Source organism: Paenibacillus phoenicis, assembly GCF_034718895.1.
Lineage (GTDB): Bacteria > Bacillota > Bacilli > Paenibacillales > Paenibacillaceae > Fontibacillus > Fontibacillus phoenicis.
Genome location: NZ_JAYERP010000001.1, coordinates 2,595,829 through 2,618,071, shown reverse-complemented (window position 1 = coordinate 2,618,071; position 22,243 = coordinate 2,595,829). Strand labels below are relative to the sequence as shown.

Annotated in this window: 18 protein-coding genes and 1 other annotated feature; all 18 genes read left to right on the top strand. The window is 54.7% G+C overall.

Annotated features, from left to right (window positions below; genetic code table 11):
- Position 1 precedes the first annotated feature (1 nt).
- Complete coding sequence (gene hemC, locus U9M73_RS12315) at positions 2–964, top strand: hydroxymethylbilane synthase (RefSeq protein ID WP_323077470.1); 963 nt, start codon at positions 2–4, stop codon at positions 962–964.
- 6 nt (positions 965–970) lie between these two features.
- Positions 971–2,518, top strand: coding sequence for a uroporphyrinogen-III C-methyltransferase (cobA, locus tag U9M73_RS12310; RefSeq protein WP_323077469.1), 1,548 nt, complete (start codon positions 971–973; stop codon positions 2,516–2,518).
- Between the two features lie 60 nt (positions 2,519–2,578).
- Positions 2,579–3,583, top strand: coding sequence for a porphobilinogen synthase (gene hemB, locus U9M73_RS12305; RefSeq protein WP_323077468.1), 1,005 nt, complete (start codon positions 2,579–2,581; stop codon positions 3,581–3,583).
- A 45-nt stretch (positions 3,584–3,628) separates the two neighbouring features.
- On the top strand, positions 3,629–4,933 hold the full coding sequence (gene hemL / locus U9M73_RS12300) for a glutamate-1-semialdehyde 2,1-aminomutase (RefSeq protein ID WP_323077467.1): 1,305 nt from the start codon (positions 3,629–3,631) through the stop codon (positions 4,931–4,933).
- Positions 4,930–5,862, top strand: a complete 933-nt coding sequence (locus tag U9M73_RS12295; RefSeq protein ID WP_260071176.1) for an RluA family pseudouridine synthase — start codon at positions 4,930–4,932, stop codon at positions 5,860–5,862. Before hemL ends, U9M73_RS12295 begins: the two co-directional genes overlap by 4 nt.
- Positions 5,863–6,043: 181 nt before the next feature.
- A complete protein-coding gene (locus tag U9M73_RS12290) occupies positions 6,044–7,501 on the top strand; it encodes a LysM peptidoglycan-binding domain-containing protein (protein ID WP_260071175.1) in 1,458 nt (485 codons plus the stop codon).
- Positions 7,502–7,586: 85 nt separating this feature from the next.
- Positions 7,587–7,849 (top strand) — a binding site (T-box leader).
- Between the two features lie 151 nt (positions 7,850–8,000).
- Positions 8,001–10,676, top strand: coding sequence for a valine--tRNA ligase (locus tag U9M73_RS12285; protein ID WP_323077465.1), 2,676 nt, complete (start codon positions 8,001–8,003; stop codon positions 10,674–10,676).
- A gap of 100 nt (positions 10,677–10,776) precedes the next feature.
- Positions 10,777–12,150, top strand: coding sequence for a bifunctional folylpolyglutamate synthase/dihydrofolate synthase (locus U9M73_RS12280; protein WP_323077464.1), 1,374 nt, complete (start codon positions 10,777–10,779; stop codon positions 12,148–12,150).
- A gap of 59 nt (positions 12,151–12,209) precedes the next feature.
- A complete protein-coding gene (murC, locus tag U9M73_RS12275) occupies positions 12,210–13,532 on the top strand; it encodes a UDP-N-acetylmuramate--L-alanine ligase (RefSeq protein ID WP_260071183.1) in 1,323 nt (440 codons plus the stop codon).
- A gap of 172 nt (positions 13,533–13,704) precedes the next feature.
- A complete protein-coding gene (locus U9M73_RS12270) occupies positions 13,705–14,865 on the top strand; it encodes an SPOR domain-containing protein (RefSeq protein WP_260071172.1) in 1,161 nt (386 codons plus the stop codon).
- A gap of 220 nt (positions 14,866–15,085) precedes the next feature.
- Positions 15,086–15,691, top strand: coding sequence for a Maf family protein (locus tag U9M73_RS12265; RefSeq protein ID WP_009225167.1), 606 nt, complete (start codon positions 15,086–15,088; stop codon positions 15,689–15,691).
- Positions 15,692–15,819: 128 nt separating this feature from the next.
- A complete protein-coding gene (gene radC / locus U9M73_RS12260) occupies positions 15,820–16,515 on the top strand; it encodes a RadC family protein (RefSeq protein WP_260071170.1) in 696 nt (231 codons plus the stop codon).
- A 122-nt stretch (positions 16,516–16,637) separates the two neighbouring features.
- Positions 16,638–17,672: a rod shape-determining protein gene (locus U9M73_RS12255; protein WP_009225169.1), complete on the top strand. Its 1,035-nt coding sequence runs from the start codon at positions 16,638–16,640 to the stop codon at positions 17,670–17,672.
- 96 nt (positions 17,673–17,768) lie between these two features.
- Positions 17,769–18,647 carry a rod shape-determining protein MreC gene (mreC, locus tag U9M73_RS12250; protein WP_323077460.1) on the top strand — a complete coding sequence of 293 codons (879 nt, stop codon included), beginning with the start codon at positions 17,769–17,771 and terminating at the stop codon, positions 18,645–18,647.
- The gene (gene mreD, locus U9M73_RS12245) at positions 18,644–19,174 is read left to right on the top strand and encodes a rod shape-determining protein MreD (protein ID WP_009225171.1); all 531 of its coding nucleotides are present in this window, start codon (positions 18,644–18,646) and stop codon (positions 19,172–19,174) included. Before mreC ends, mreD begins: the two co-directional genes overlap by 4 nt.
- Positions 19,175–19,252: 78 nt before the next feature.
- Positions 19,253–19,912: a septum site-determining protein MinC gene (minC, locus tag U9M73_RS12240; RefSeq protein ID WP_009225172.1), complete on the top strand. Its 660-nt coding sequence runs from the start codon at positions 19,253–19,255 to the stop codon at positions 19,910–19,912.
- Positions 19,913–19,915: 3 nt separating this feature from the next.
- Positions 19,916–20,713, top strand: a complete 798-nt coding sequence (gene minD / locus U9M73_RS12235) for a septum site-determining protein MinD (RefSeq protein ID WP_009225173.1) — start codon at positions 19,916–19,918, stop codon at positions 20,711–20,713.
- 3 nt (positions 20,714–20,716) lie between these two features.
- On the top strand, positions 20,717–21,862 hold the full coding sequence (locus U9M73_RS12230; protein WP_009225174.1) for an FtsW/RodA/SpoVE family cell cycle protein: 1,146 nt from the start codon (positions 20,717–20,719) through the stop codon (positions 21,860–21,862).
- The last annotated feature ends 381 nt before the right edge of the window (positions 21,863–22,243 follow it).

Below are 22,243 nucleotides of genomic sequence, written 5' to 3'. Positions count from 1 at the left end.
CATGACGAAGCGAACGATAGTGGTGGGTACGAGACAAAGCCAGCTGGCGCTGACACAGACGGGACAGGTCATCGACGATTTAAAAGCGATCTGCCGGGAGCATCACCTGCCGTTTGATTTTGAAATCCGCAAGATCGTAACCAAGGGAGACCGGATTTTGGACGTGACGTTGTCCAAGGTTGGCGGCAAAGGGCTGTTCGTGAAGGAAATCGAGCAGGCGATGCTGAACGGGGAGATCGATTTGGCGGTCCATAGCATGAAGGACATGCCGTCTGTGCTGCCGGACGGACTGATGAACGGTGCGGTGCCGCGGCGGGTTGATCCACGGGATGCGCTTATTTCAAGAAACGGACGGAGCCTTGACGAATTGCCGCAGGGGGCCAAGGTAGGGACCAGCAGCTTACGTCGCGCCAGTCAATTGCGCGCTTATCGACCGGACTTCGTGCTGGAGCCGATTCGCGGCAATATCGATTCCCGATTGCGCAAGCTGGAGGAGGAAGGTTTTGACGCGATCATTTTGGCCGCGGCGGGGTTATTCCGCATGGGTTGGGAACACCGGATTACGGCATTTCTTCCCGCAGAGGTCTGTCTGCCCGCCGTTGGTCAAGGGGCGCTTGGCATCGAATGCCGCGAGGATGACAACGAGGTGCGCCGGCTCTTGTCCTTATACAATGATCCGGACACCGCGGTGACGGTGGCTGCGGAGCGCCGTTTCCTCGGCGTGCTGAATGGCGGCTGCCAGGTGCCGATTGGAGCCTACGCGACGTTGCTGCCGGAAGAAGGCGCAAGCGGCGAAACCGGCCGTCCGCGTTTGCGATTGACGGGGATGGTTGGTTCGGCGGACGGAACGACGATTCTGAAGGAAAGCGCCGAAGGAACAGATCCGACCGAGCTGGGAGAGCAGCTTGCCGGCCGGCTGATCTCGATGGGAGCAGCTGCATTATTACAAGAAACCGGGGAGTGAACGAATATGGCTGGTAAGGTGTATCTGGTTGGCGCAGGCCCTGGAGATGCGCGATTGATTACGCTGAAAGGGCTTGATTGTCTGGAGAAAGGCGACGTGATCGTCTACGATCGTCTGGCCAATCCCAGCCTGCTGCGAAGAACGAAGCCCGGGGCAGAGAAAATATATGTCGGGAAGCGAACCGACCGTCACACGATGAAGCAAGAGCATATCAATCAGCTGTTGGTTGATTTGGCGCTGGCGGGCAAAACCGTCGTTCGCTTAAAAGGCGGCGACCCGACGATCTTCGGCCGCGTTGGAGAGGAGGCGGAGCTGCTGCGGCAGCACGGAATTCCTTACGAAATCGTGCCGGGGATTACGGCTGCCATCTCGGTGCCGGCGTATGCAGGCATTCCTGTCACTCACCGGGATATGGCTTCCTCGGTGTCGATCGTTACGGGGCGTGAAAGCCCGGACAAGCTGGATCAGTCTATCGACTGGGAAAAGATCACCAACGCGACCGGCACCCTTGTGTTTATGATGGGCGTGGCCAATATTGGTCATATCAGCAGACAGCTGATTCATTACGGTCGGCCGCCCGAAACGCCGGTTGCCCTGATCCGCTGGGGGACGAGAGCCGAACAGGAGACGCTGGTCGGGACGCTGGCCGATATTGAGCAAAAGGTACGCGAAGCTGACTTTAAGCCGCCGGCCGTCACGGTTGTCGGCGAAGTTGTGGCTCAACGGGAGCAGCTCATGTGGGCGGAATCGCTGCCGCTATTCGGCAAGCGGATTCTCGTCACCCGTTCGCGCTCGCAAGCGAGCGAGCTGGTGCGCGGCATCGAGGAGCTTGGCGGCGAGCCGTACGAGTTCCCTGTCATCGACATCGCGATGCCGGAGGGCCGGGAGCTGGCCAGCACGGACGAAGCGCTCAATCAGCTAGAGCAGTACGATTGGGTATTCTTCACGAGCGTCAATGGCGTGGAGTATTTCTTCTCGCACCTGGAGAGACTGGGGAAAGATGTGCGCGGGCTGCATAAAGCGAGAATTGCCGCCGTAGGGCCGGCAACGCAGGCGGCGCTGCGCCAACGCGGGATTGCGGCGGAGGGCTTGCCGGGCAAGTTTCAGGCCGAGGGCCTGATGGAAACGTACGGCAGCGAGTTGAAGCCCGGACAGCACGTGCTGTTGCCGCGCGGCGACCTTGCCCGAGCTTGGTTGCCTGCTGCCTTGCGTGAGCAGGGCTTGACCGTCACCGAGGCAGTCATGTACCGGACAATGCCGGCCGGGGAAACGGACGAAGAGCTGTTGAAGCTGCTCGAGAAAGGCCGTATTCACGCCGTCACCTTTACCAGCTCGTCAACGGTGACGAATCTGTTGGCCGCGCTCACCGGCATGGGGGTCGCCGATCCGGTCGCTGCCCTGCAAGGCGTGGACATCGCCTGCATCGGTCCGGTCACGGCGAAAACGGCAGAGGATGCAGGCCTGCGGGTTTCGATTCTTGCGGAAGAAGCAACGATCGACAGCTTGATTCAGGCGCTATGTGACTGGAAAGCGCGGACGGCGTCGGCGAAGTGATTTTTTTTTGATTAACACGGAGGCTTAACCCCGTGCTGCATACTTAGGAGGGAATCAAAGATGAATTTTCCGATCGTAAGACATCGCCGGCTGCGTCAGTCGGCTGCGATTCGCGGGATGGTGCGTGAAACCGTCCTGACGGTGGACGACTTGATTCAACCGATCTTTGTAACTTATGGAAAGGGCGTCAAGAATGAGATTTCATCGATGCCCGGCGTGTTTCATTTTTCGCTGGACACGCTGGAAGAGGAAGTCAAAGAAATTATGGATCTAGGCATTCCGGCGGTTCTGCTGTTCGGCATTCCGGAAACGAAGGACAGCGTCGGCACCTCGGCCTTTGCGGAGGACGGGATCGTACAGGAAGCGACGCGGATCATTAAATCGCGGTATCCGGATTTGCTGGTCGTAGCCGACACCTGCTTATGCGAATTTACGGATCATGGCCATTGCGGGATGGTACATACGTTTGAACGCGACGGGCATGTCTGCGGCGACGTCATGAACGACGAGTCGCTGGAGCTGCTGGTGAAAACCGCTGTCTCCCAAGCGCGAGCAGGCGCTGACATCATCGCGCCGTCCAACATGATGGACGGATTTGTGCAAGCGATCCGTGCGGGACTGGATGAAGCGGGCTTCAGCCATGTGCCGATTATGTCATATTCCGTCAAATACGCGTCTTCGTTTTATGGGCCGTTCCGTGAAGCGGCGGACTCGGCGCCGCAGTTCGGCGACCGGAAGACGTATCAGATGGACCCGGCCAACGCCCGCGAAGCGCTAAGGGAAGCGGAATCCGACGTGCTGGAAGGCGCGGATATGCTGATGGTGAAGCCGGCCTTGGCCTTTATGGATATTTTGCGGATGCTGCGGGATCAATTTGATCTTCCGCTGGTCGCTTACAACGTAAGCGGAGAGTATTCGATGGTGAAGGCAGCCGCCCAGCAAGGCTGGATCAACGAGCGGGCCATCGTCACTGAGATGCTGCTAGGCATGAAGCGGGCGGGTGCGGATATCATCATCACGTATTTCGCCAAGGATATGGCACGCTGGCTGCGCGAGAATCAGTAAGCATAGAGCCAAGAACGGGGTTTGAACAGTTAAGGAGGGGGATCGATGAGCAAGGACACGATTGGCCGGCGGGGCGAAGAGCGATCGCGCCTGGCTTTCGAAGAAGCGAAGCAGGTCTTGCCCGGCGGCGTTAACAGCCCGGTGCGGGCATTTAAATCCGTTGGCTTGACGCCGATGTATATCGAACGCGGGGAGGGCTCCCGGATTTATGATATCGACGGCAACAGTTTTATCGATTATGTAGGCTCCTGGGGGCCGCTGATTATGGGCCATGCTCATCCAGAGGTGGTGCGTGCGCTGCAGGAGACGGCTGCGAAAGGGACGAGCTTTGGAGCGCCAACGCTGCTAGAGACGCAAATGGCCATGCTGGTTGCTGAACGGGTGCCGTCGATCGATGTGGTGCGGATGGTGAACTCGGGAACGGAAGCAACGATGAGTGCGATCCGTCTGGCACGGGGATACACGGGCCGCAGCAAAATTATGAAATTCGAAGGCTCCTATCACGGCCATGCCGACAGCTTGCTGATTAAAGCAGGCTCCGGCGTAGCGACGCTGGGATTGCCGGACAGCCCGGGCGTGCCTGAGGGGGTTGCCTCTAATACAATTGCGGTACCTTATAACGACTTGGCTTCGGTTGAGCTTGCGTTTGAGCGGTTTGGGGAAGAGATCGCCGGCGTTATCGTGGAGCCTGTAGCCGGGAACATGGGCGTTGTGCCGCCGCTGCCGGGATTCCTGGAAGGTCTGCGCCGGATTACCGAGCGATACGGCAGCTTGCTCATTTTTGACGAGGTCATGACAGGCTTCCGCGTAGGGCTGAATTGTGCGCAGGGGCGCTTTGGCGTTACGCCGGATTTGACTTGCCTCGGCAAGGTGATCGGCGGCGGGCTGCCTGTTGGAGCGTACGGCGGAAAACGCGAGATCATGGAGCAAATCGCGCCAAGCGGGCCGATTTATCAGGCCGGGACGCTGAGCGGCAACCCGTTGGCAATGGTTGCGGGTTACACGACGCTGTCGCTGCTTACTCCAGAGGTGTACGACCGGATGGAGCGCTTGTCGGCGAAGCTGGAGGAAGGCTTTACGCGCAACGCCAAGGAAAAAGGTATTCCGTGTACGATCAACCGCGTGGGCTCGATGATCTGTCCGTTTTTTACCGAAGAGAAGGTTATCAATTACGAGACGGCAAAAACAAGCGACCTCGACTTGTTCCGCCGTTACTTCGCGGCGTTGCTTGAGCAAGGCATCAACGTGGCGCCTTCGCAGTTCGAAGGTATGTTCGTCTCGGGCGTGCATACCGACGAAGACATTGAGCTGACGATCGAAGCGCATCGCTTGGCGCTGCAAAAGCTGTGAGCGGCAAGCTAACCTGGACGCGGCGCGGGGAATGGCTCGAGCTGATGCCCGGCAAGCTGCCTGCGCGCGATGGGCAGGACCGTCTGGATGCGGCGATGGCTTGGCTGGAGGAGGGGCTGCAGGCTCCTCCTAAGCTGCTGCGCCGGCTGCGGGCCGAAGGCGGCATCAAGCTCGCCGGGGACCGTTTAAGGCTGCTGGCCTTTCCGGCCAGGGCATCGCAATATGCTCCGGTTGAGGCAGAGCTTTCGCTTTTATATGAGGATGATTTTTGCCTTGTCGTGCACAAGCCGGCAGGGCTAAAAGTCCATCCGGACGGCAACGAGGGGGGCGCTTCCCGTAGGGACTCGGCTCCGCCGGACACGCTTGCCAACCGCGTCGCGGGATGGTACGCCAGCCTGGGTCAGCCAATCGCTGCGGCGCATATTCACCGGCTGGACGAATATACGTCAGGACCGGTATTGTTCGCAAAGAACGAATACGCCCATTTAAAGCTGGATGAAGCGATGAGCCGCAAGGAGATCGGACGGACTTACATCGCGTTTGTACAGGGCGTTGTTAGTTCCGCGCTTAAGGTCATTGACCAGCCGATCGGCCGGGACCGCCATCACAATCAGCGGCGCCGGGTGTCCCCTACTGGCAAGCCGGCGATCACGCATGTGGAGCTGATGGAGGTATACCCGAAGCACGAGGTGAGCCTCGTTCGGCTGACCTTGGAGACCGGCCGCACGCATCAAATTCGCGTCCATCTGAGCGCAGCGGGCCATCCGCTCGTAGGGGATGCGTTGTATGGCGGCAGCACGAAGTGGCTGCCTTATCAAGCGCTGCATGGTGAGCGGCTGGTGTTCCCGCACCCGCTCACCGGAGAAGCGGTGGAGCTGGGCGATCCGTGGCCGCCGGCCATGATCCAGCTGCGCGATCGCTTTCGTTGACAAGCCGGGCTGTCGTATGGCAGCCTGGCTTATTTTTTACTTAGAGTTGGTCTGTACCCTGCAATCGGCAAAAAGCTGGCATGCACTCCTTTTTGCAGCATATAGATTAAACGAGGATGATTTGGATCAAGATTCATCGATTTCTAAATCAGGTTTGGATATGCTGAAAGGAGGTAACGAGTTGGCTGATCAATCCTATGGTCTCAGGTTTGATATTTATGAGCGCATACATCTTTCTGAAGATGTGATCGGCATTGAAGAGCTGGAGGAGATCGAGCTCTATCCGAAAGTCCAGGTGATTCCCGGGGAGGAGTATGCCGCGCTGCGCGGCCATTTGCTGTTGTCGGGGGTGTATCGGGGAGAAGGAGAAACGCAGAAGCTGGAACATTATATTCCAGTAGAAATTACGATACCGCTAAGCCGGGTAAACCGGTTGGAGGATATCACGGTCGAAATTGAAAATTTCGATGTTGACCTGCTTAGTTCGCGCAGCTTGAATATTACAGGTGTCTTGTCGCTTCAGGGGGTGGAGACCATCGCCTTAGTGTCCGAACAAGATGCATGGAAGGATCGCGAGTTTACGACGGCCCATGTCGTACCGAATCTGCCCGGCGACGAATCGGAAGCGGAATCGAATTTCAACACGGAGGATTCAGCGGATTACGCTTCGGCGCTGACCGAGCCTGAACCGATCCCGGCAGCGCCTTTGCTGACGGAAGAAGTTCGCCAAGAGCCGGAGCCGACGTTCTCTTGGAATTCGTTAATCCGCGAAACGGCAAACGAAGAGCCGGAGCCTGAACTGGAGCTGAAGCAAGAGCCGCAGGACGAAGAGCCTCAACAAATCCCGCAATTCGCTTCGTGGCAGGCGTTTCCGGACGATGTCCTTGCCGCGCAAAAACGAAATGCGGACGAGCCGCAGGAAACCATCTCCTGGAGAGAGGATGTCCCCGCATTCCAGGAAGCTAGTCCTTGGGCGGACAAGGAATCCGAATCGGACTTTGGCGCTGCCGCAGAGGTTTTTGCAGATCAAACAGAGGAGTTGGATGTAGACGCAGCGTTTCAGGAGGAAATTCGCCCATTCGCAGAATCCGCGCCGATTGAACGTGCGAGTGAAGCCGTGGAAGCGGAAGCTGCCGAGCCGGAACGGGTTTCGTATGGGCTAGGCGAAGAAGTTGCTGTAGTGTCAAACGATACGGTGAACGAAGACGTTTTGGAGGCGGATGCGGCGGCTGAAGCCGATCAGGGTGCACCTGCCCAGCCAGAAGAGAAGAAGGAAATGAAGATCGCATTGGGTGCCAAAAAAGGGGATGACGAGGGGGGCCGAGATAGCTTTGGCTTAACGAAGCTGATTGCCTCTTCTTCCCGGCCCGCTCAAGAACCGCAGGAGGAAGCATCGGATCAGCCGAGTCTGGACGACAGCAGAGACCCAAGTGAGGGTGAGGAGCTGCGGTGGAAGAACCTGTTCATCAGCAACGAGGATCAAAACCCCTTCCGCAAAGTGCGTCTCGTGATCGTGCAGCGCGAAGAGACGTTGGATGATATCGCCCAACGCTACCACCTGAGTCCACGGGAGCTGCAGCTGTACAACCGGCTGTCCGAGCATCAGGTGAATGAAGGGCAAATTTTGTACATTCCGTGAGGATCTCCCCGTGAAATCAGGCGGATTGTTGACTCCCGTTCCTTTCCAAGTTATGATAATATAGATTAAAGTAATAAGATCTATGGCAAAGACTTGGAACGGGAAGAGTAGGCAGCGTACCCTTCAGAGAGCGGAATCCACGGCTGAGAGATTCTGCAGGACATGTAGCTCACCGAAGTCGCCCGGGAGTTGTCCGTTTGAGCAGCATATCATATGGGGTTAGAACGGACCGGCAGCAGCCGTTATCTGCATGAGAGTCGCATTTCTTGCACCGGATGGTGAATGAACCGGATGCCATTGATGCGAAACAAAGGTGGTACCGCGAAAGTAAAGCCTTTCGTCCTTTGAGACGAAGGGCTTTTTGTTTTTTCTTAGGCAGCATGAAGTAGGCGCGAAAGCCCGTCCCGAAGTCTTATGCACACGGTGTGGAGCTGATGACGCCAGTCGACTATCTTGGGATCGCCAAGGCTATGCTTATTTGTAACGGAGGTTGAATAGGATGACAGAAAATCAAGATCAACAAACTTCGTCGGTAGAAATGCCGACGACGTACGATCCGAAAGCAGCGGAGCAGAAATGGCACCGTTATTGGTTGGAGAACGGCTTCTTTAAAGCCGGACAACGGCCGGATGCCAAGCCCTACACGATCGTGATTCCGCCGCCTAACGTAACCGGGATGCTGCATATCGGGCATGCGCTGGATTTGACGCTGCAGGATATTTTGACCCGGACCAAGCGAATGCAGGGATATGACGCGTTGTGGCTGCCCGGGATGGACCATGCGGGGATTGCAACTCAAACGAGAGTGGAGCAGCGGCTTAGAGAGCAAGGCGTATCCCGATACGACCTGGGCCGCGAGAAGTTCCTCGAACAAGTATGGGCCTGGAAGGACCAGTATGCGGAAACGATTCATGAACAGTGGGCCAAAATGGGCGCTTCGCTCGATTATTCGCGCGAGCGGTTTACATTGGACGAGGGCTTGTCCCAAGCGGTTCGCGAAGTGTTCGTGAAGCTTTATGAGAAAGGCTTGATTTACCGCGGCAAATACATTATCAACTGGGATCCGGCGGCGCGTACGGCGCTTTCCGATATCGAGGTAGAATATAAAGAAGTTAACGGGCATCTGTACCATCTTCAGTATCCGCTGAGCGATGGAAGCGGCTATATCACCGTGGCGACGACTCGTCCAGAGACGATGCTCGGCGATACCGCCGTTGCTGTTCATCCTGAGGATGAACGTTATCGCCATCTGGTCGGCAAAACGCTTCGTCTGCCGATCGTTGACCGTGAAATCCCGATTATCGCCGATGAATACGTGGAGAAAGAGTTTGGCAGCGGCGCGGTAAAAATCACCCCGGCGCATGACCCGAATGACTTCGAAGTTGGTTTGCGCCATAACCTGCCGCAAATTAACGTGATGGACGAGACCGGCAAGATGAATGCTGAAGCCGGCAAGTATCAAGGCCTCGACCGCTTCGAATGCCGCAAGCAGATCGTGAAGGATTTGCAGGAGATGGGCGTGCTGATCAAAATCGAGGATCACGTGCATCAGGTTGGTCATAGTGAACGGACCGGCGTTGTGGTTGAGCCGTATCTGTCGACGCAATGGTTCGTGAAGATGAAGCCGCTCGCGGAAAAAGCGATTGAAGCGCAAAAATCGGGGAACGGCGTTAACTTCGTACCGGATCGGTTCGAGAAAATTTATTTGAACTGGATCGAGAACGTACGCGATTGGTGTGTTTCCCGCCAATTGTGGTGGGGTCACCGCATTCCGGCCTGGTATTGCGACGAGACCGGCGAAATGGTTGTAGCCCGCAGTGAGGAAGAAGCACGGGCCAAGCTGGGACGCGACGATATCCGACAAGACGAGGACGTGCTGGATACGTGGTTTAGCTCTGCACTTTGGCCGTTCTCCACACTGGGCTGGCCGGATGAGGATAGTGCGGATCTCAAGCGCTATTTCCCAACGTCCGTTCTTTCCACCGGTTACGATATCATTTACTTCTGGGTTGCCCGGATGATCTTCACTTCGCTGGAATTCACCGGTCAAGTTCCGTTCAAGGATGTACTGATCCACGGCCTCGTCCGCGACAGTGAAGGGCGCAAAATGTCCAAATCGCTGGGCAACGGCGTCGATCCAATTGAAGTTATTGAGAAGTACGGTGCCGATGCAATGCGTTACATGCTGTCCACCAGCAACACGCCGGGGCAAGACCTGCGTTTCCGTTGGGAACGCGTTGAGCAAGCCCGCAACTTCGCCAACAAGATTTGGAACGCTTCGCGTTTTGCGTTGATGAACCTGGAGGGCGTGAAGTACGAGGATATCGATATCAGCGGCGAGCTGTCGACGGCGGATCGCTGGATTTTACACCGGATGAACGAGACGGCCAAGGAAATTACCCGCCTGATCGACGCTTACGAATTCGGAGAAACCGGTCGATTGCTGTACAACTTCATCTGGGACGATCTGTGCGACTGGTATATCGAATTCGCCAAGCTGTCCCTGTACGGGGAAGATGCTGCGGCTAAGAAGAAAACCCAATCTGTGCTGGCCTATGTGCTCGATCGCACGCTGCGCATGATCCATCCGTTTATGCCGTTTATTTCCGAGGAAATATGGCAGCATTTGCCGCATTCTGGCGAAACGATTACGCTGGCGGCTTGGCCGGAATACGACCCTGCGCTGGAAGCACCGGACGCTGTTCAGGAAATGAATCTGCTGATCGATGTCATTCGCGCTGTGCGGAATATCCGCGCCGAAGTGAATGTGCCGATGAGCAAAAAGATCGAGCTCGTCATCAAGCCGGGCAGCGCGGAAGTGCTGGAAGTGTTGTCCCGCAACGAGCATTACATCCGCCGTTTCTGCAATACGTCGGAGTACGAGGCTTCGCTGAACGCCGGCGTGCCGGATAAGGCGATGACCGCTGTTGTAACGGGAGCCGAGCTGTTCCTGCCGCTGTCGGGTCTGATTGATATCGGACAGGAAATCGAGCGGCTGACGAAGGAACTCGACCATCTGAACAAAGAAGTGGAACGCGTTGAGAAGAAGCTGGCCAACGAGGGCTTTGTGTCCAAAGCGCCGGCTAAAGTCATCGAGGAAGAACGGGCGAAGATGGCCGATTATTCCGAGAAACGCGATAAGGTGCTGGCACGGATTGCGGAGCTGAAAGGTTAATTGAAAATAAAAGTTCAAGAAGTCAGGTTTGGAGCACCGAAGAAAAGGCTTTCGAAGATGACTTCTTGAACTACACTAATATTAAATGAAGGTGACTGACATGGGGGATCGTACAGAGGAAGAAACACGGCCGCTGAACAGCTATGCTGAAGCGGTCGATTGGATCAACGGGCTGCTGCCGTTTGGCATCCGTCCCGGCTTGGAACGGATCGAGCTCATGATGGAAAAGTTAGGCCATCCCGAACGGAGGCTGAAATTTATTCATGTGGCAGGGACGAACGGTAAAGGCTCCTCCTGCGCTTTCCTGACCCGAACACTGCGGGAATGCGGTTATCATGTGGGGACGTATACGTCCCCTTACATCACAAAATTCACGAATCGCTTCCAATATGATGAGGAAGATATCCCCGAGACGGTGCTGCTCGAGCTGGCGAACCGGGTTGCTCCATTGGTGGCTGAAATCGCCGGCACCGAACTGGGATCCCCAACCATGTTCGAGGTGAGCACAGCGATCGCGATTTTGTATTTTGCGGAAGTGTGTTACCCCGATGTGGTAGTATGGGAGACCGGGCTTGGGGGAAGGATGGATGTGACCAATATTGTGACGCCGATCGTCTCTTTGATTACGAACATCGGCTTGGATCACATGGACGTCCTTGGCGACACAATCGAGCAAATCGCCCGCGAGAAAGCTGGCATTATCAAGGCGGGGGTACCCGTGGTCAGCTGCGCCGAGCAGCCGGAGGCTGTTGCCGTACTGAAGGAAACGGCGGCAGCCAAGCATGCTACCCTCTATCTGATGGGGGAGCAGTTCCGGTACGAGCGGGTGGCGGTGGATGTCAAGGAGCAGCAGTTGCATTTTCAAGGTCCATTCCGGGAGATGGATTTTACGATTCGCATGCTTGGGGAGCATCAATGCAAGAACGCCGCCGGCGTCATGATGGTGCTGGAAGTGCTGCGGCAGTATATGGCTTTTATCCTCGAGGATGAACAGGTGCAGGACGGTTTCCGTACTTCCTTCTGGGCCGGACGGCTGGAAGTGGTGCGGGAGGAACCTCGCCTTGTATTGGACGGAGCACATAATCCGGAAGGTGCCGCTTCGCTGGCGAAAAGCCTGCCTGAAGCGTTCCAATACCGCAAGCTGCATTTGATGATGGGGATGCTGGCCAATAAGCATCATCAGGGCTACTTGAAGCATATATTACCAATAGTGGATACGCTAATTCTGACCGAGCCCGATTTTCGCCGGAAAATGGACGCCGATGCGTTGTATGAACTCGTGGCCGAACTACAGGGGATAGAAGCGAAAGCGGATTTGGAAATCATCGTGGAACGTGACTGGAGAAAAGCCCTTTCGCTTTTGGAGTCACGGACGGAACGGGAGGATCTTGGGGTAGTCACCGGCACGTTGTATCTGATCTCGGACGTGCGGGCGGCCCTTTTGCATCAAACCGATTCTGAAAAAGGCTGGTGACCATTTTGTTAAATACGACCGAACAACACGTACATTTTATCGGTATCGGCGGATATGGCATGAGCGCCATTGCCCGCGTGATGCTGGAAATGGGGTATACCGTCACGGGATCGGACGTTGCCTCCCAAGAGTTGACGGAGAAGCTCGCCGCGAAGGGAGCAAAAATCTACATCGGCCACACCGCCGAACACGTGCATGGGGCGGATTTGGTCGTTTACTCTACGGCGCTGCCGCAGGATAATGTGGAGCGTTTGGAAGCCCAAGAGCAAGGCATACCGGTGCTGCATCGCTCTCAGATGCTGGCCCGGCTGTTAAATGAGCGAAACGGTGTAGCTGTAGCCGGAGCTCATGGCAAAACGACAACCTCGTCGATGATCGCGCTGGCGATGGAGCTTTGCGGCACCGACCCAACCTACATTATCGGCGGGGAAATTATGGACATGGGCACGAATGCCAAAGCCGGACAAGGAAAATGCGTGGTTGCGGAAGCTGACGAAAGCGACGGCTCCTTCTTGCAGTACTATCCATCGCTTGGCGTAGTGACCAACATCGAGGCCGACCATTTGGAAAACTACGGCGGTGACTTCAATCGCCTGAAGGAAGCCTACGTGCAATTTCTGAATCAGATTAAACCGGACGGCAAGGCTGTCGTATGCGGAGACGACCCGAACATACGGGAATTGCTTCCTCGGGTTCAAAGCCAGATGATTACGTACGGCATCGAAACCAACTGCGATTATACGGCCCGGGAGATCGAGCTTGGGGATCGCTGTGTAACCTTTAAGATGCATCAAGGCGACCGGGAGCTTGGTACGGTGGAATTGTCTGTGCCTGGTCGGCATAATGTTTACAACGCCATGGCGACCGTCATCGTCTGCATGGAGGCAGGCATTCCGTTCAATGAAATTGTAAAAGCGTTGCGCCACTTCCATGGCGCGAAGCGCCGCTTCCAGGTGCTTGGGGAGAAGAACGGCATTCTGATCATCGACGATTACGCTCACCATCCGACGGAAATCCAAGCGACGATCGCAGCGGCCAAGGCGACCGGCAAGCGGATTATCGCCGTCTTCCAGCCGCAGCGTTATACACGCACCTTCTTCTTGTTGGATGCGTTCAGCCGGGCGTTTGGAGAAGCGGATGAGGTGATCATCACCGATATTTATTCGCCGGCCGGAGAGAAAGCGATCGAAGGCGTGAGCTCCTCGAAGCTGGTCGAATTGATCAAACAAAACAGCAATCCCGGCGCTCGTTACTTGCCGACGAAGCAGGACGTAATTGCCGATTTGCAGCATCGTTTGAAGCCTGGCGATCTCGTGCTGACGATGGGCGCGGGCGACATCTACAAAGTGGGGTACGAGCTGACCAAAGGGCTGTCTAACTAAAGCCTCAAGCTTTACCCTTCAGTATAAACGGTCTTTACCGGGCTTTGGTTCCCGGGGAGGCCGTTTTTTTCGTTTCTTACAATCTACGAACCTCACCTCTTTAGGCTTGGCATAACCGTTAGTTCGCGTTCATATGGATAGGGTAGAAGAATGGACAAGGAGCGTGCGGACCGTGAACAAAGCCAAAATGACATTCCGGTTTGACAGGGATGGCCGGGAAATCCGGCCGGAGCGGGAGATTGCTGAGGAGCCGATACGGAGGACGACACCCCAATATCGAGCGGTAGAGACGGTAGAGGAATGGGGGGATCCCTTCACGGACCATACAGGGATGGGGCTCACTGTCTTTCCGGGCGGACAAGACCAGAGACAACGCCAAGATCCGATGGGGACAACTCGGGACGATTGGGAAGAAATTTACGACAAAGACCCTTGGCAGACAGAGTGGCAGGAGGAGACCCCTCCCATCTATACCCGTCCTCACCGAACCTCCTGGTGGAAGGTGGCCGGCTCTTTGACCGGAGCGATTGTTACGGGCGCACTGTTTGGGTATGTCGTGCTATCTTTATTTAATCAGGAGATCGAACTCCCTCTTCCAGGGATTAACACGAACACGCCGCAGCAGGTGGAATCGGGAGACACAGCAAGCCAGCCGGCCATGGGGGAGATTGAAGGGGAGGACCCCGCAACCGAGGATAACGTTCCGCTTATTAGCGTCGCATTGCCGGAGCAGACTTACTACTTCCTGCAATATGGCGTGTTTAGCACGGCGCAGGGGGTGCAGCTGGCGCAGGAGGAACTGCAAGCGTCCGGTATTGCAGCTGCCCGGGATACGGTCGACGAGAAACGGGTTTATGCCGGGGTCTCCACGGATAGAGAGCAATCGAAACTGCTTACCGGTCAACTGAAGGCGGCAGGTGTGAACCTGATTTTGCACGAGATCTCGTTCCCGGCAGCGGCTAACGTCCCATTTGCCGGCGAACGCGAAGCGTTGGAAGGGTTTATGGCGCAGAGCGCAGAGCTGGTTGACCTGCTTAGCACCTCGTCCGCAGCGCTGCTGACCGAAGCGGACCCGCAGCCGCAGCAGCACCCGGAACTAGAGCAATTGGGGGCCAAGCACCAGGCCTGGACACAAAGCGCTTCGGCGATCCGCGGGAAATGGTCTACGGCGGGGGCAGCCCTGGCCGGTGAAATGGAGAAAGCGATCAACGGGGCGGTCGAGGCCATGAGCGAATATCAGAAAAACGGGGCAAAAACACTGCTCTGGGAAGTACAAAATGAGATGATGCGCTTCATTATGGCCGAGCAGTCACTCGTTCACGACGGAGTATAAATATGCAACAGGTCATTTAATCCAAAGACAGGGGGCTGGAAATAGTTTCCCCTGTCCTTTTTGTGTTTGCGCCTGGGGCCATAATAATCTTATAATAGGTTAGTGTCAAAAAATGGCGGGGATGACAGCAAACCGTTGTCGATTCTTATCTATTTTTTACCAACTTATGCATGTAACCATTCAGGACATCAATTCGTTTTCTACAAAGGAGAGTTCCATAATGGATACCGCAAATTTGCGCCGGATTATTCTTGCTTCCACTTCACCTCGCAGGCGTGAATTAGTCGCATCTCTGGCGATTCCTTTCGAAGTGGTACCAAGCCATACAGAGGAATCTTTCGAAGCATCGTTATCGCCGGAGCAAATCGTGATGGAGCTTGCCGGGCGCAAAGCGGAAGCCGTTTACCGGGGGCTTGATCCTTCGGCAGACCGCAATGCGGTGATCGTCGGGAGCGATACGATCGTGGTCCGAGACGGCGAAGTTTTGGGTAAACCGAAGGACACCCAAGAGGCAGCGGATATGCTGCGAAGCCTGCAGGGACGAGAGCATGTGGTGTATACTGGCGTAGCCTGCATGGACGCCTTAACGGGGCGACGTCACGTTGATTACCGGGCGACGACTGTAAGGATGAAGGCATTGACCGAAGCGGAAATTCAAGCCTACGCCCGCAGCGGGGAAGGATTGGACAAGGCTGGGGCCTATGCGATTCAAGGACTTGGCGCTACGATCGTTACTGGAATTGAAGGATGTTATTTTAATGTGGTCGGCTTGCCGGTCTCGCTGCTCGTGGACATGCTGAAGGATTTCGACATTCAGGTGCTGTAAGCAGGAGGCTGAGCTTGCCGTGATGGCAGGTCATCGGGAAGTGATAAAGCATATCCTTCCGAACTTAGGACGGGCGTAACCGGAATAACCGGGAGCGACCCGAACCCATTCGGAAGCGGGGGATAGCGATGGAACAAGCACAAACTCCCTATATGCTGCGTGATCTTCCTTCTGAGGAGCGGCCAAGGGAACGAATGATCAAATACGGAGCGGGGGCGCTCAGCCATGCGGAATTGCTGGCGATCCTGCTCCGCACAGGAACACGCCAGGAATCGGCAGTTCATATGGCCCAGCGATTGCTCGCCGAATTAGGCGGGCTGCGCGGGCTGGTTGATGTCAGCCTGGAAGAGATGACGAGCCTGAAAGGCATCGGACCTGCGAAAGCGGTCCAGCTGAAGGCAGGGATTGAGTTGGGGCAGCGACTGGCCAAGTCACGTCTTCCGGATCAAGCAGTAATCCGCAGTCCGCACGATGCGGCTGAGCTATTGATGGAGCAAATGCGCTATTTGCAGAAAGAGCATTTTGTATGTCTTTTTTTGAATACAAAAAATCATATCATTGCTCAAGAGACGCTTTCGATCGGAAGCCTGAACGCATCGATTGTGCATCCGCGCGAGGTGTTCCGGGCTGCGATCAAATGCAGCAGCGCTTCCGTCGTATGTGCGCACAATCATCCCAGCGGCGATCCCACTCCAAGCCCGGAGGATATCCGGATGACGCGTAGGCTTTGCGAAGCGGGGGAAATTATCGGCATCGATGTGCTCGATCACATCGTCATCGGGGACGGCAAGTTCGTCAGTTTGAAAGAACGGGGCTTGATGTAACTTCAGTGAATTCAAGATTCGCCGTCGAACTTGCATCATTGATGAACTTCGTGATCGGAAGATGACTTTTTGAACAACCTCTAATATAATAGGTTAGATACAGAAGGAAAGGAAGAAGCAGCATGTTGGGTGGCTTTACAAAAGACTTGGGAATTGATTTAGGGACGGCAAATACGTTGGTATATACGAGAGGCAAGGGCATTATCGTCCGCGAGCCTTCGGTGGTAGCGATTCATACCGACACGAAAAACATCGTGGCCGTCGGAGAATCGGCCAAGAAGATGATCGGCAGAACCCCCGGCAACATTCGGGCGATCCGTCCGATGAAGGATGGCGTGATCGCTGATTTCGATACAACGGCAACGATGATTAAATATTTTATTGGTCAAGCGCAGAAGAAACGTTCGTTGTTCCAGCGCCACCCGAACGTGATGGTTTGCGTACCGTCGGGGATCACGGCCGTTGAGCAGCGGGCTGTTGAGGACGCGACGAAGCAAGCAGGTGCACGCGAAGCTTACACGATCGAGGAGCCGTTCGCCGCGGCGATTGGCGCAGATTTGCCGGTTTGGGAACCTACCGGCAGCATGGTCGTGGACATCGGCGGCGGGACGACGGAAGTTGCGGTGATCTCGCTGGGCGGGATCGTCACCAGCAAATCCGTCCGCGTGGCAGGCGATGAAATGGATGAAGCGATCATCCAATATATCAAGCGCCAATACAACCTGATGATCGGGGAAAGAACCGCCGAGCAGCTGAAGATGGATATCGGCTCCGCACTTGCGCTGGAGAAGGTTGAAACGATGGAAATCCGCGGACGCGACCTCGTGACAGGACTGCCGAAGACGATCACGATCACTTCTGACGAGATCTCCGAAGCGCTGAGCGATACGGTGGGTGCAATCGTGGACGCGGTGAAAGTCACTTTGGAGAAATGCCCGCCGGAACTCGCAGCAGACATTATGGACCGGGGAATCGTATTGACCGGCGGCGGCGCGTTGCTGCGTAACCTGGATAAACTGCTGGCCGGCGAAACCGGCATGCCGGTGATTGTGGCGGAGAATCCGCTTGACTGTGTGGCGATCGGTACGGGCCGGGCTTTGGATAATATCCACTTATTCAAATCGAAAAGTAGTTCAGCCCTTCGTTCCAAGCGATAATTTCGCGCGGAAGAAGGCACCCCTGATATCAAAGCGGCGCCGTCCTGAATTGGACGGCCAATGCCGTTTTTCCAAGAAATTATGTATGGTTGGAGGGTGCGAAAACTGTTTAAGCTGCTTGGCAACAAAAGATTATTTATTTTGTTGATGGGACTTATTTTGTTTATTGCGGTGATGGGGTTTACGCTGGGGCCAAGAACCAACTTGTCCTGGCCGGAGAAATTCGTCAAGGACACGGTTGGCTTCGTGCAATACGTGTTTTACAAGCCCGCTAGCTATGTAGCGGGCTTCTTTGAAGATATTTCGAACCTGCGCGCGCTGCAGGAGGAGAACGAGCAGCTCAAAATTGCTTTAGCGCACTATACACGTGACAAAGCGACGTATAACTGGATTGCTCAAGAAAACGAACGGTTGAAGAATAAGCTCGATTTCACTGAAGCGCAAAAGAGACTCTACGATTACACCTGGAAAATTGCCCAGGTCATCAGCGTTAATGACGATCCTGTCAATCGCACGATCGTGGTTAATTTAGGGGCTCGGGAAGGCGTGAAAGAGGGGATGGCTGTCTCCTCCGATAAAGGCTTGGTTGGCGTGATCAGTCATGTCAGCAACTTTACGTCCACCGTCCGCCTTGCGACCTCAATGGATGCCAAGGACCCGAACTCTAACGGCATCGCCGTGACGGCACAAGGGAAGGAAAACGACGTCTTTGGCATGATCGAAACGTTTGATCGCGAGCAGGGAATGTTCCTCATGACGCGCATTGAAGATGCCACTCCGCTGAAGAAAGGGGATACCATCGTCTCCTCCGGGATCGGCGGCGTATTTCCTCGCGGGATGGTGATCGGCACGGTGAAGGACATTCAGGTTGGCGAATACGGGCTGACGTATACCGCTACGGTGGAACCTGCTGCGAACTTCACCGACTGGAAGGAACTATTTATCGTATTCGAACCGGAAGGTGAAGGCGAGTGAACAAGCGCAAACTGATTTTAATTCTGCTGCTGTTCCTCTTGTTCATTCTTGAGGGAACTTTGGTTCCTTGGCTGATCCCTACGGCATGGCAGACGCGGATTGCCCCGCATCTGGTTTACGTCGTTATTCTATATTTCTCCGTTTATGAGAACCGGCATACGGGGCTGATCCTTGGTCTGGTCTTTGGGATGTTGCACGATATCGTTTTTTACGGGGCGTTGATCGGAGCCTACTCCTTCGCTATGGGGTTGTCCGGCTATCTGCTGGGGCTCTTGTCCCGCAACCAGCGGGCACCGCTGCCGCTGATGATGATCGTCGTGCTGCTGGGCGGCCTGCTGCTGGATTCGATTCTGTTCGGTACGTATACGCTGTTTGAACTGATACACCAGCCGTATACATGGGCGTTGAAAAATCACATTATCCCAAACGTTTTGGTGCAGTTCGTATTTGCTTTGGCGATATACGTACCGCTGCGTCGGCAGCTCGAAATCATTACCCGCAGACGCTCTCCCGAGGAGAACGCTTGACTTCCCGCTTATTTTGCTTGCTGTAAGCAGGAACTTTTCCGCTTCGGCGCGAATTGATTAGGGGGGAGGGACAGGCTCATGACAGTAAAATCCAACCACGTGACGATTAAAGGCGTAAAAGATGGCCTGGTTTTCCTGCTGGACGACAAATGCGATTTTTCGAGTCTTCTGGAGGAATTAAAGTATAAATTGGAATTTAGCCATCAACATATCTTGACTGGGCCGATCATCCATGTCGATGTGAAGCTGGGGATGCGACTCGTCACTGAGGATCAGAAGGACATGATTCTTGATATATTAAAGCAAAAAGGCAATCTGCTTGTCCGCTCCTTTGAGATGCCGGAAATTGTTCGGGCGGATGCGCCGGGAGCGCTGACGACGATTGCGGGGATTGTCCGCTCGGGTCAGGTGCTGCATCATGAGGGCAACCTGCTGTTTATCGGCGATGTGAATCCCGGGGGGACGATTCGCTGTACCGGCGACATTCTGATTCTCGGCGCTCTGCGCGGGATGGCCCATGCAGGCTTTGAGGGCAACGAGAATTCGATCATTGCAGCTTCGTACTTGTCTCCAACGCAGCTTCGAATCGCGGAAACGATCAGCCGGCCCCCGGATGAATGGGAGAACCGGGAGACGAGCATGGAGTTCGCTTTTCTACGGGAAGGGAAGATGCAGATCGACAAAATCATCAATATCACCCGGGTGAGACCGGACCTTAACGTGTTTAAAGGGGTGTGAATCATGGGACAAGCTATCGTAATAACGTCCGGTAAAGGCGGGGTGGGCAAAACCACGACCTCGGCCAATATCGGCACGGCGCTTGCGCTTCTGGGGAAAAAAGTGTGTTTAGTGGATACGGACATCGGTTTGCGAAATTTGGACGTAGTCATGGGGCTCGAAAATCGGATCATTTATGATTTGATCGACGTGGCCGAAGGTCGCTGCCGACTGAATCAAGCGCTGGTGAAGGATAAGCGGTTCGATGAGCTGTATATGCTGCCGGCGGCGCAAACGAAGGATAAAAACGCGATTTCGCCAGATCAGGTCAAAGACATCGTTCTGGAACTGAAGAAGGAATTTGAATTCGTAATTATCGACTGCCCGGCGGGGATTGAGCAAGGGTTTAAGAACGCGATTGCCGGGGCGGATCAGGCGATCGTGGTCACAACGCCGGAACATGCCGCTGTACGCGATGCGGACCGAATTATCGGGCTCTTGGAGAACTCGCATATCGCTTCGCCGAAGCTGGTTGTGAACCGGATTAAAATCAATATGATGAAATCCGGGGATATGCTGGATATTGAAGGAATCCTTCAGGTGTTAAACATCGATCTGATCGGCATCGTGCCAGACGATGAGAAGGTCATTAAAGCCGCCAACAGCGGCGAACCGACGGTAATGAATCCGGACTCTTCGGCTGCGATTGCCTACCGCAACATCGCGCGGCGGATTTTGGGCGACACCGTGCCGCTGATGCTGCTGGATCAGAAGAAGGGCGTATTTACGCGCTTTAAGAAGTTTTTTGGAATGGGTGGATAACCGTTGTTTTTTAAACTTAAACATGTGGACTGGCTGATGGTAGGGATACTTGCTTTGTTTATGGTGTTTAGTACCCTCCTGGTGCGCAGTGCCATTGCTCCATATGAGACGGAATTCCAGTGGTATGATCTGAAGACGATCATATTTTACTTGCTAGGGTTCGTGGTCGTGTTCGGTATGGCTTTGGTGGATTACCGTACGTTGCTTCGGTACAGCTGGTATGTGTACGGAGCAGGCTGCGTGCTGCTGGTGCTCGTCTACCTGTTTGCGCCGGAAATCAACGGGGCGCGCAGCTGGTTCAAGATTGGCGGGCTGCAATTTCAGCCGGCCGAATTGGTTAAGGTTATTCTCATTTTGACGACGGGGTATTTATTAGGCAAAAAAATGGGGCAACCGCTTCACTTCCGGCGCGACATTATTCCGATCACGCTGGTGACGCTGCTGCCGTTTTTTTTGGTATTGATTCAACCGGACTTGGGAAATGCCATCATTTATCTCGTCGTGTTGGTAGGGATGCTGTGGATCGGCAATGCCAGATACAGCCACGTCTTGATCGGTTTAACCGCGGCGGTAGCGGGATTGATTCTGTTCGTCACGTTGTTTAACGCCTATAATACGCAGATTCAAGACTATTTAGCGAAGCATCAGAAGCTTCACTGGTATCAGCGGATCAACACGTTTATCAACCCGGATCAAGCGTCGAGCGACGATCGGCACCAATCCAACTATGCCAAGATCGCCATCGGCTCCGGGGGACTGCTCGGCGACGGTTACATGAAAGGCGACTTAAAGAACAAGAAATTCGTTCCGTATCCGTATTCGGACTCGATTTTTGTTGTCGTTGGCGAGGAGTTTGGGTTCATCGGGGCATCGGTGCTGCTGTTGCTCTACTTCTTGTTCATTTACAGGATGATCTTAATCGCCCTGCATTGCATTGATAAACGAGGCGCCTACATGATTGTTGGTATCGTTGCGATGTTCCTGTTCCAAATCTTCGAGAACGTCGGGATGATGATCGGCCTGATGCCGATTACCGGGATTACGTTGCCGTTCATCAGCTATGGAGGAACCTCGCTGCTCATCAATATGTTATGTATCGGACTGGTGTTCAGCATTAAGCTGCATCAGGAGAAATATAAGGTGGATTAGGATAAACCGGTGCCGGCAGCACCGGTTTTTTGGTTTATTGACCACCGCTGCACCTCATAGAGGTAAAAGATGGCCTTATTTTTGCGAAGTCAAAGAGATTGGCTGAAATAAGGTCATTTTTTTCCCTTATTCGTGAGAACTCCAGCATGTTTGTTGGTGAAGTCGCATCAATAAGGCCAAAAATTACCGTTATGATGTGCGCTTGAAGATAAACGTGGTGGAATAAGAACATAAATTACCTCTATTCACTTCCCAGCTCAGGAGCGATTAGGCGGATCTCCAAGCTTGTTCATATTCCATTCCTGTGGCTCATAAGTATGTAGTACAGGCCCTGCCAGAGAAGAAGGCAGCGGCAGGAACGGATGACTTATGGGACAACCA

Excerpts from the sequence above, each read along its gene's own strand:
- U9M73_RS12265 (WP_009225167.1), top strand. The coding sequence starts at position 15,086 with ATGGATACCGCAAATTTGCGCCGGATTATTCTTGCTTCCACTTCACCT.
- U9M73_RS12280 (WP_323077464.1), top strand. The coding sequence starts at position 10,777 with ATGGGGGATCGTACAGAGGAAGAAACACGGCCGCTGAACAGCTATGCT.
- murC (WP_260071183.1), top strand. The coding sequence starts at position 12,210 with ATGAGCGCCATTGCCCGCGTGATGCTGGAAATGGGGTATACCGTCACG.
- minC (WP_009225172.1), top strand. The coding sequence starts at position 19,253 with ATGACAGTAAAATCCAACCACGTGACGATTAAAGGCGTAAAAGATGGC.
- hemL (WP_323077467.1), top strand. The coding sequence starts at position 3,629 with ATGAGCAAGGACACGATTGGCCGGCGGGGCGAAGAGCGATCGCGCCTG.
- U9M73_RS12285 (WP_323077465.1), top strand. The coding sequence starts at position 8,001 with ATGACAGAAAATCAAGATCAACAAACTTCGTCGGTAGAAATGCCGACG.
- minD (WP_009225173.1), top strand. The coding sequence starts at position 19,916 with ATGGGACAAGCTATCGTAATAACGTCCGGTAAAGGCGGGGTGGGCAAA.
- U9M73_RS12255 (WP_009225169.1), top strand. The coding sequence starts at position 16,638 with ATGTTGGGTGGCTTTACAAAAGACTTGGGAATTGATTTAGGGACGGCA.
- hemB (WP_323077468.1), top strand. The coding sequence starts at position 2,579 with ATGAATTTTCCGATCGTAAGACATCGCCGGCTGCGTCAGTCGGCTGCG.
- hemC (WP_323077470.1), top strand. The coding sequence starts at position 2 with ATGACGAAGCGAACGATAGTGGTGGGTACGAGACAAAGCCAGCTGGCG.
- radC (WP_260071170.1), top strand. The coding sequence starts at position 15,820 with ATGGAACAAGCACAAACTCCCTATATGCTGCGTGATCTTCCTTCTGAG.
- cobA (WP_323077469.1), top strand. The coding sequence starts at position 971 with ATGGCTGGTAAGGTGTATCTGGTTGGCGCAGGCCCTGGAGATGCGCGA.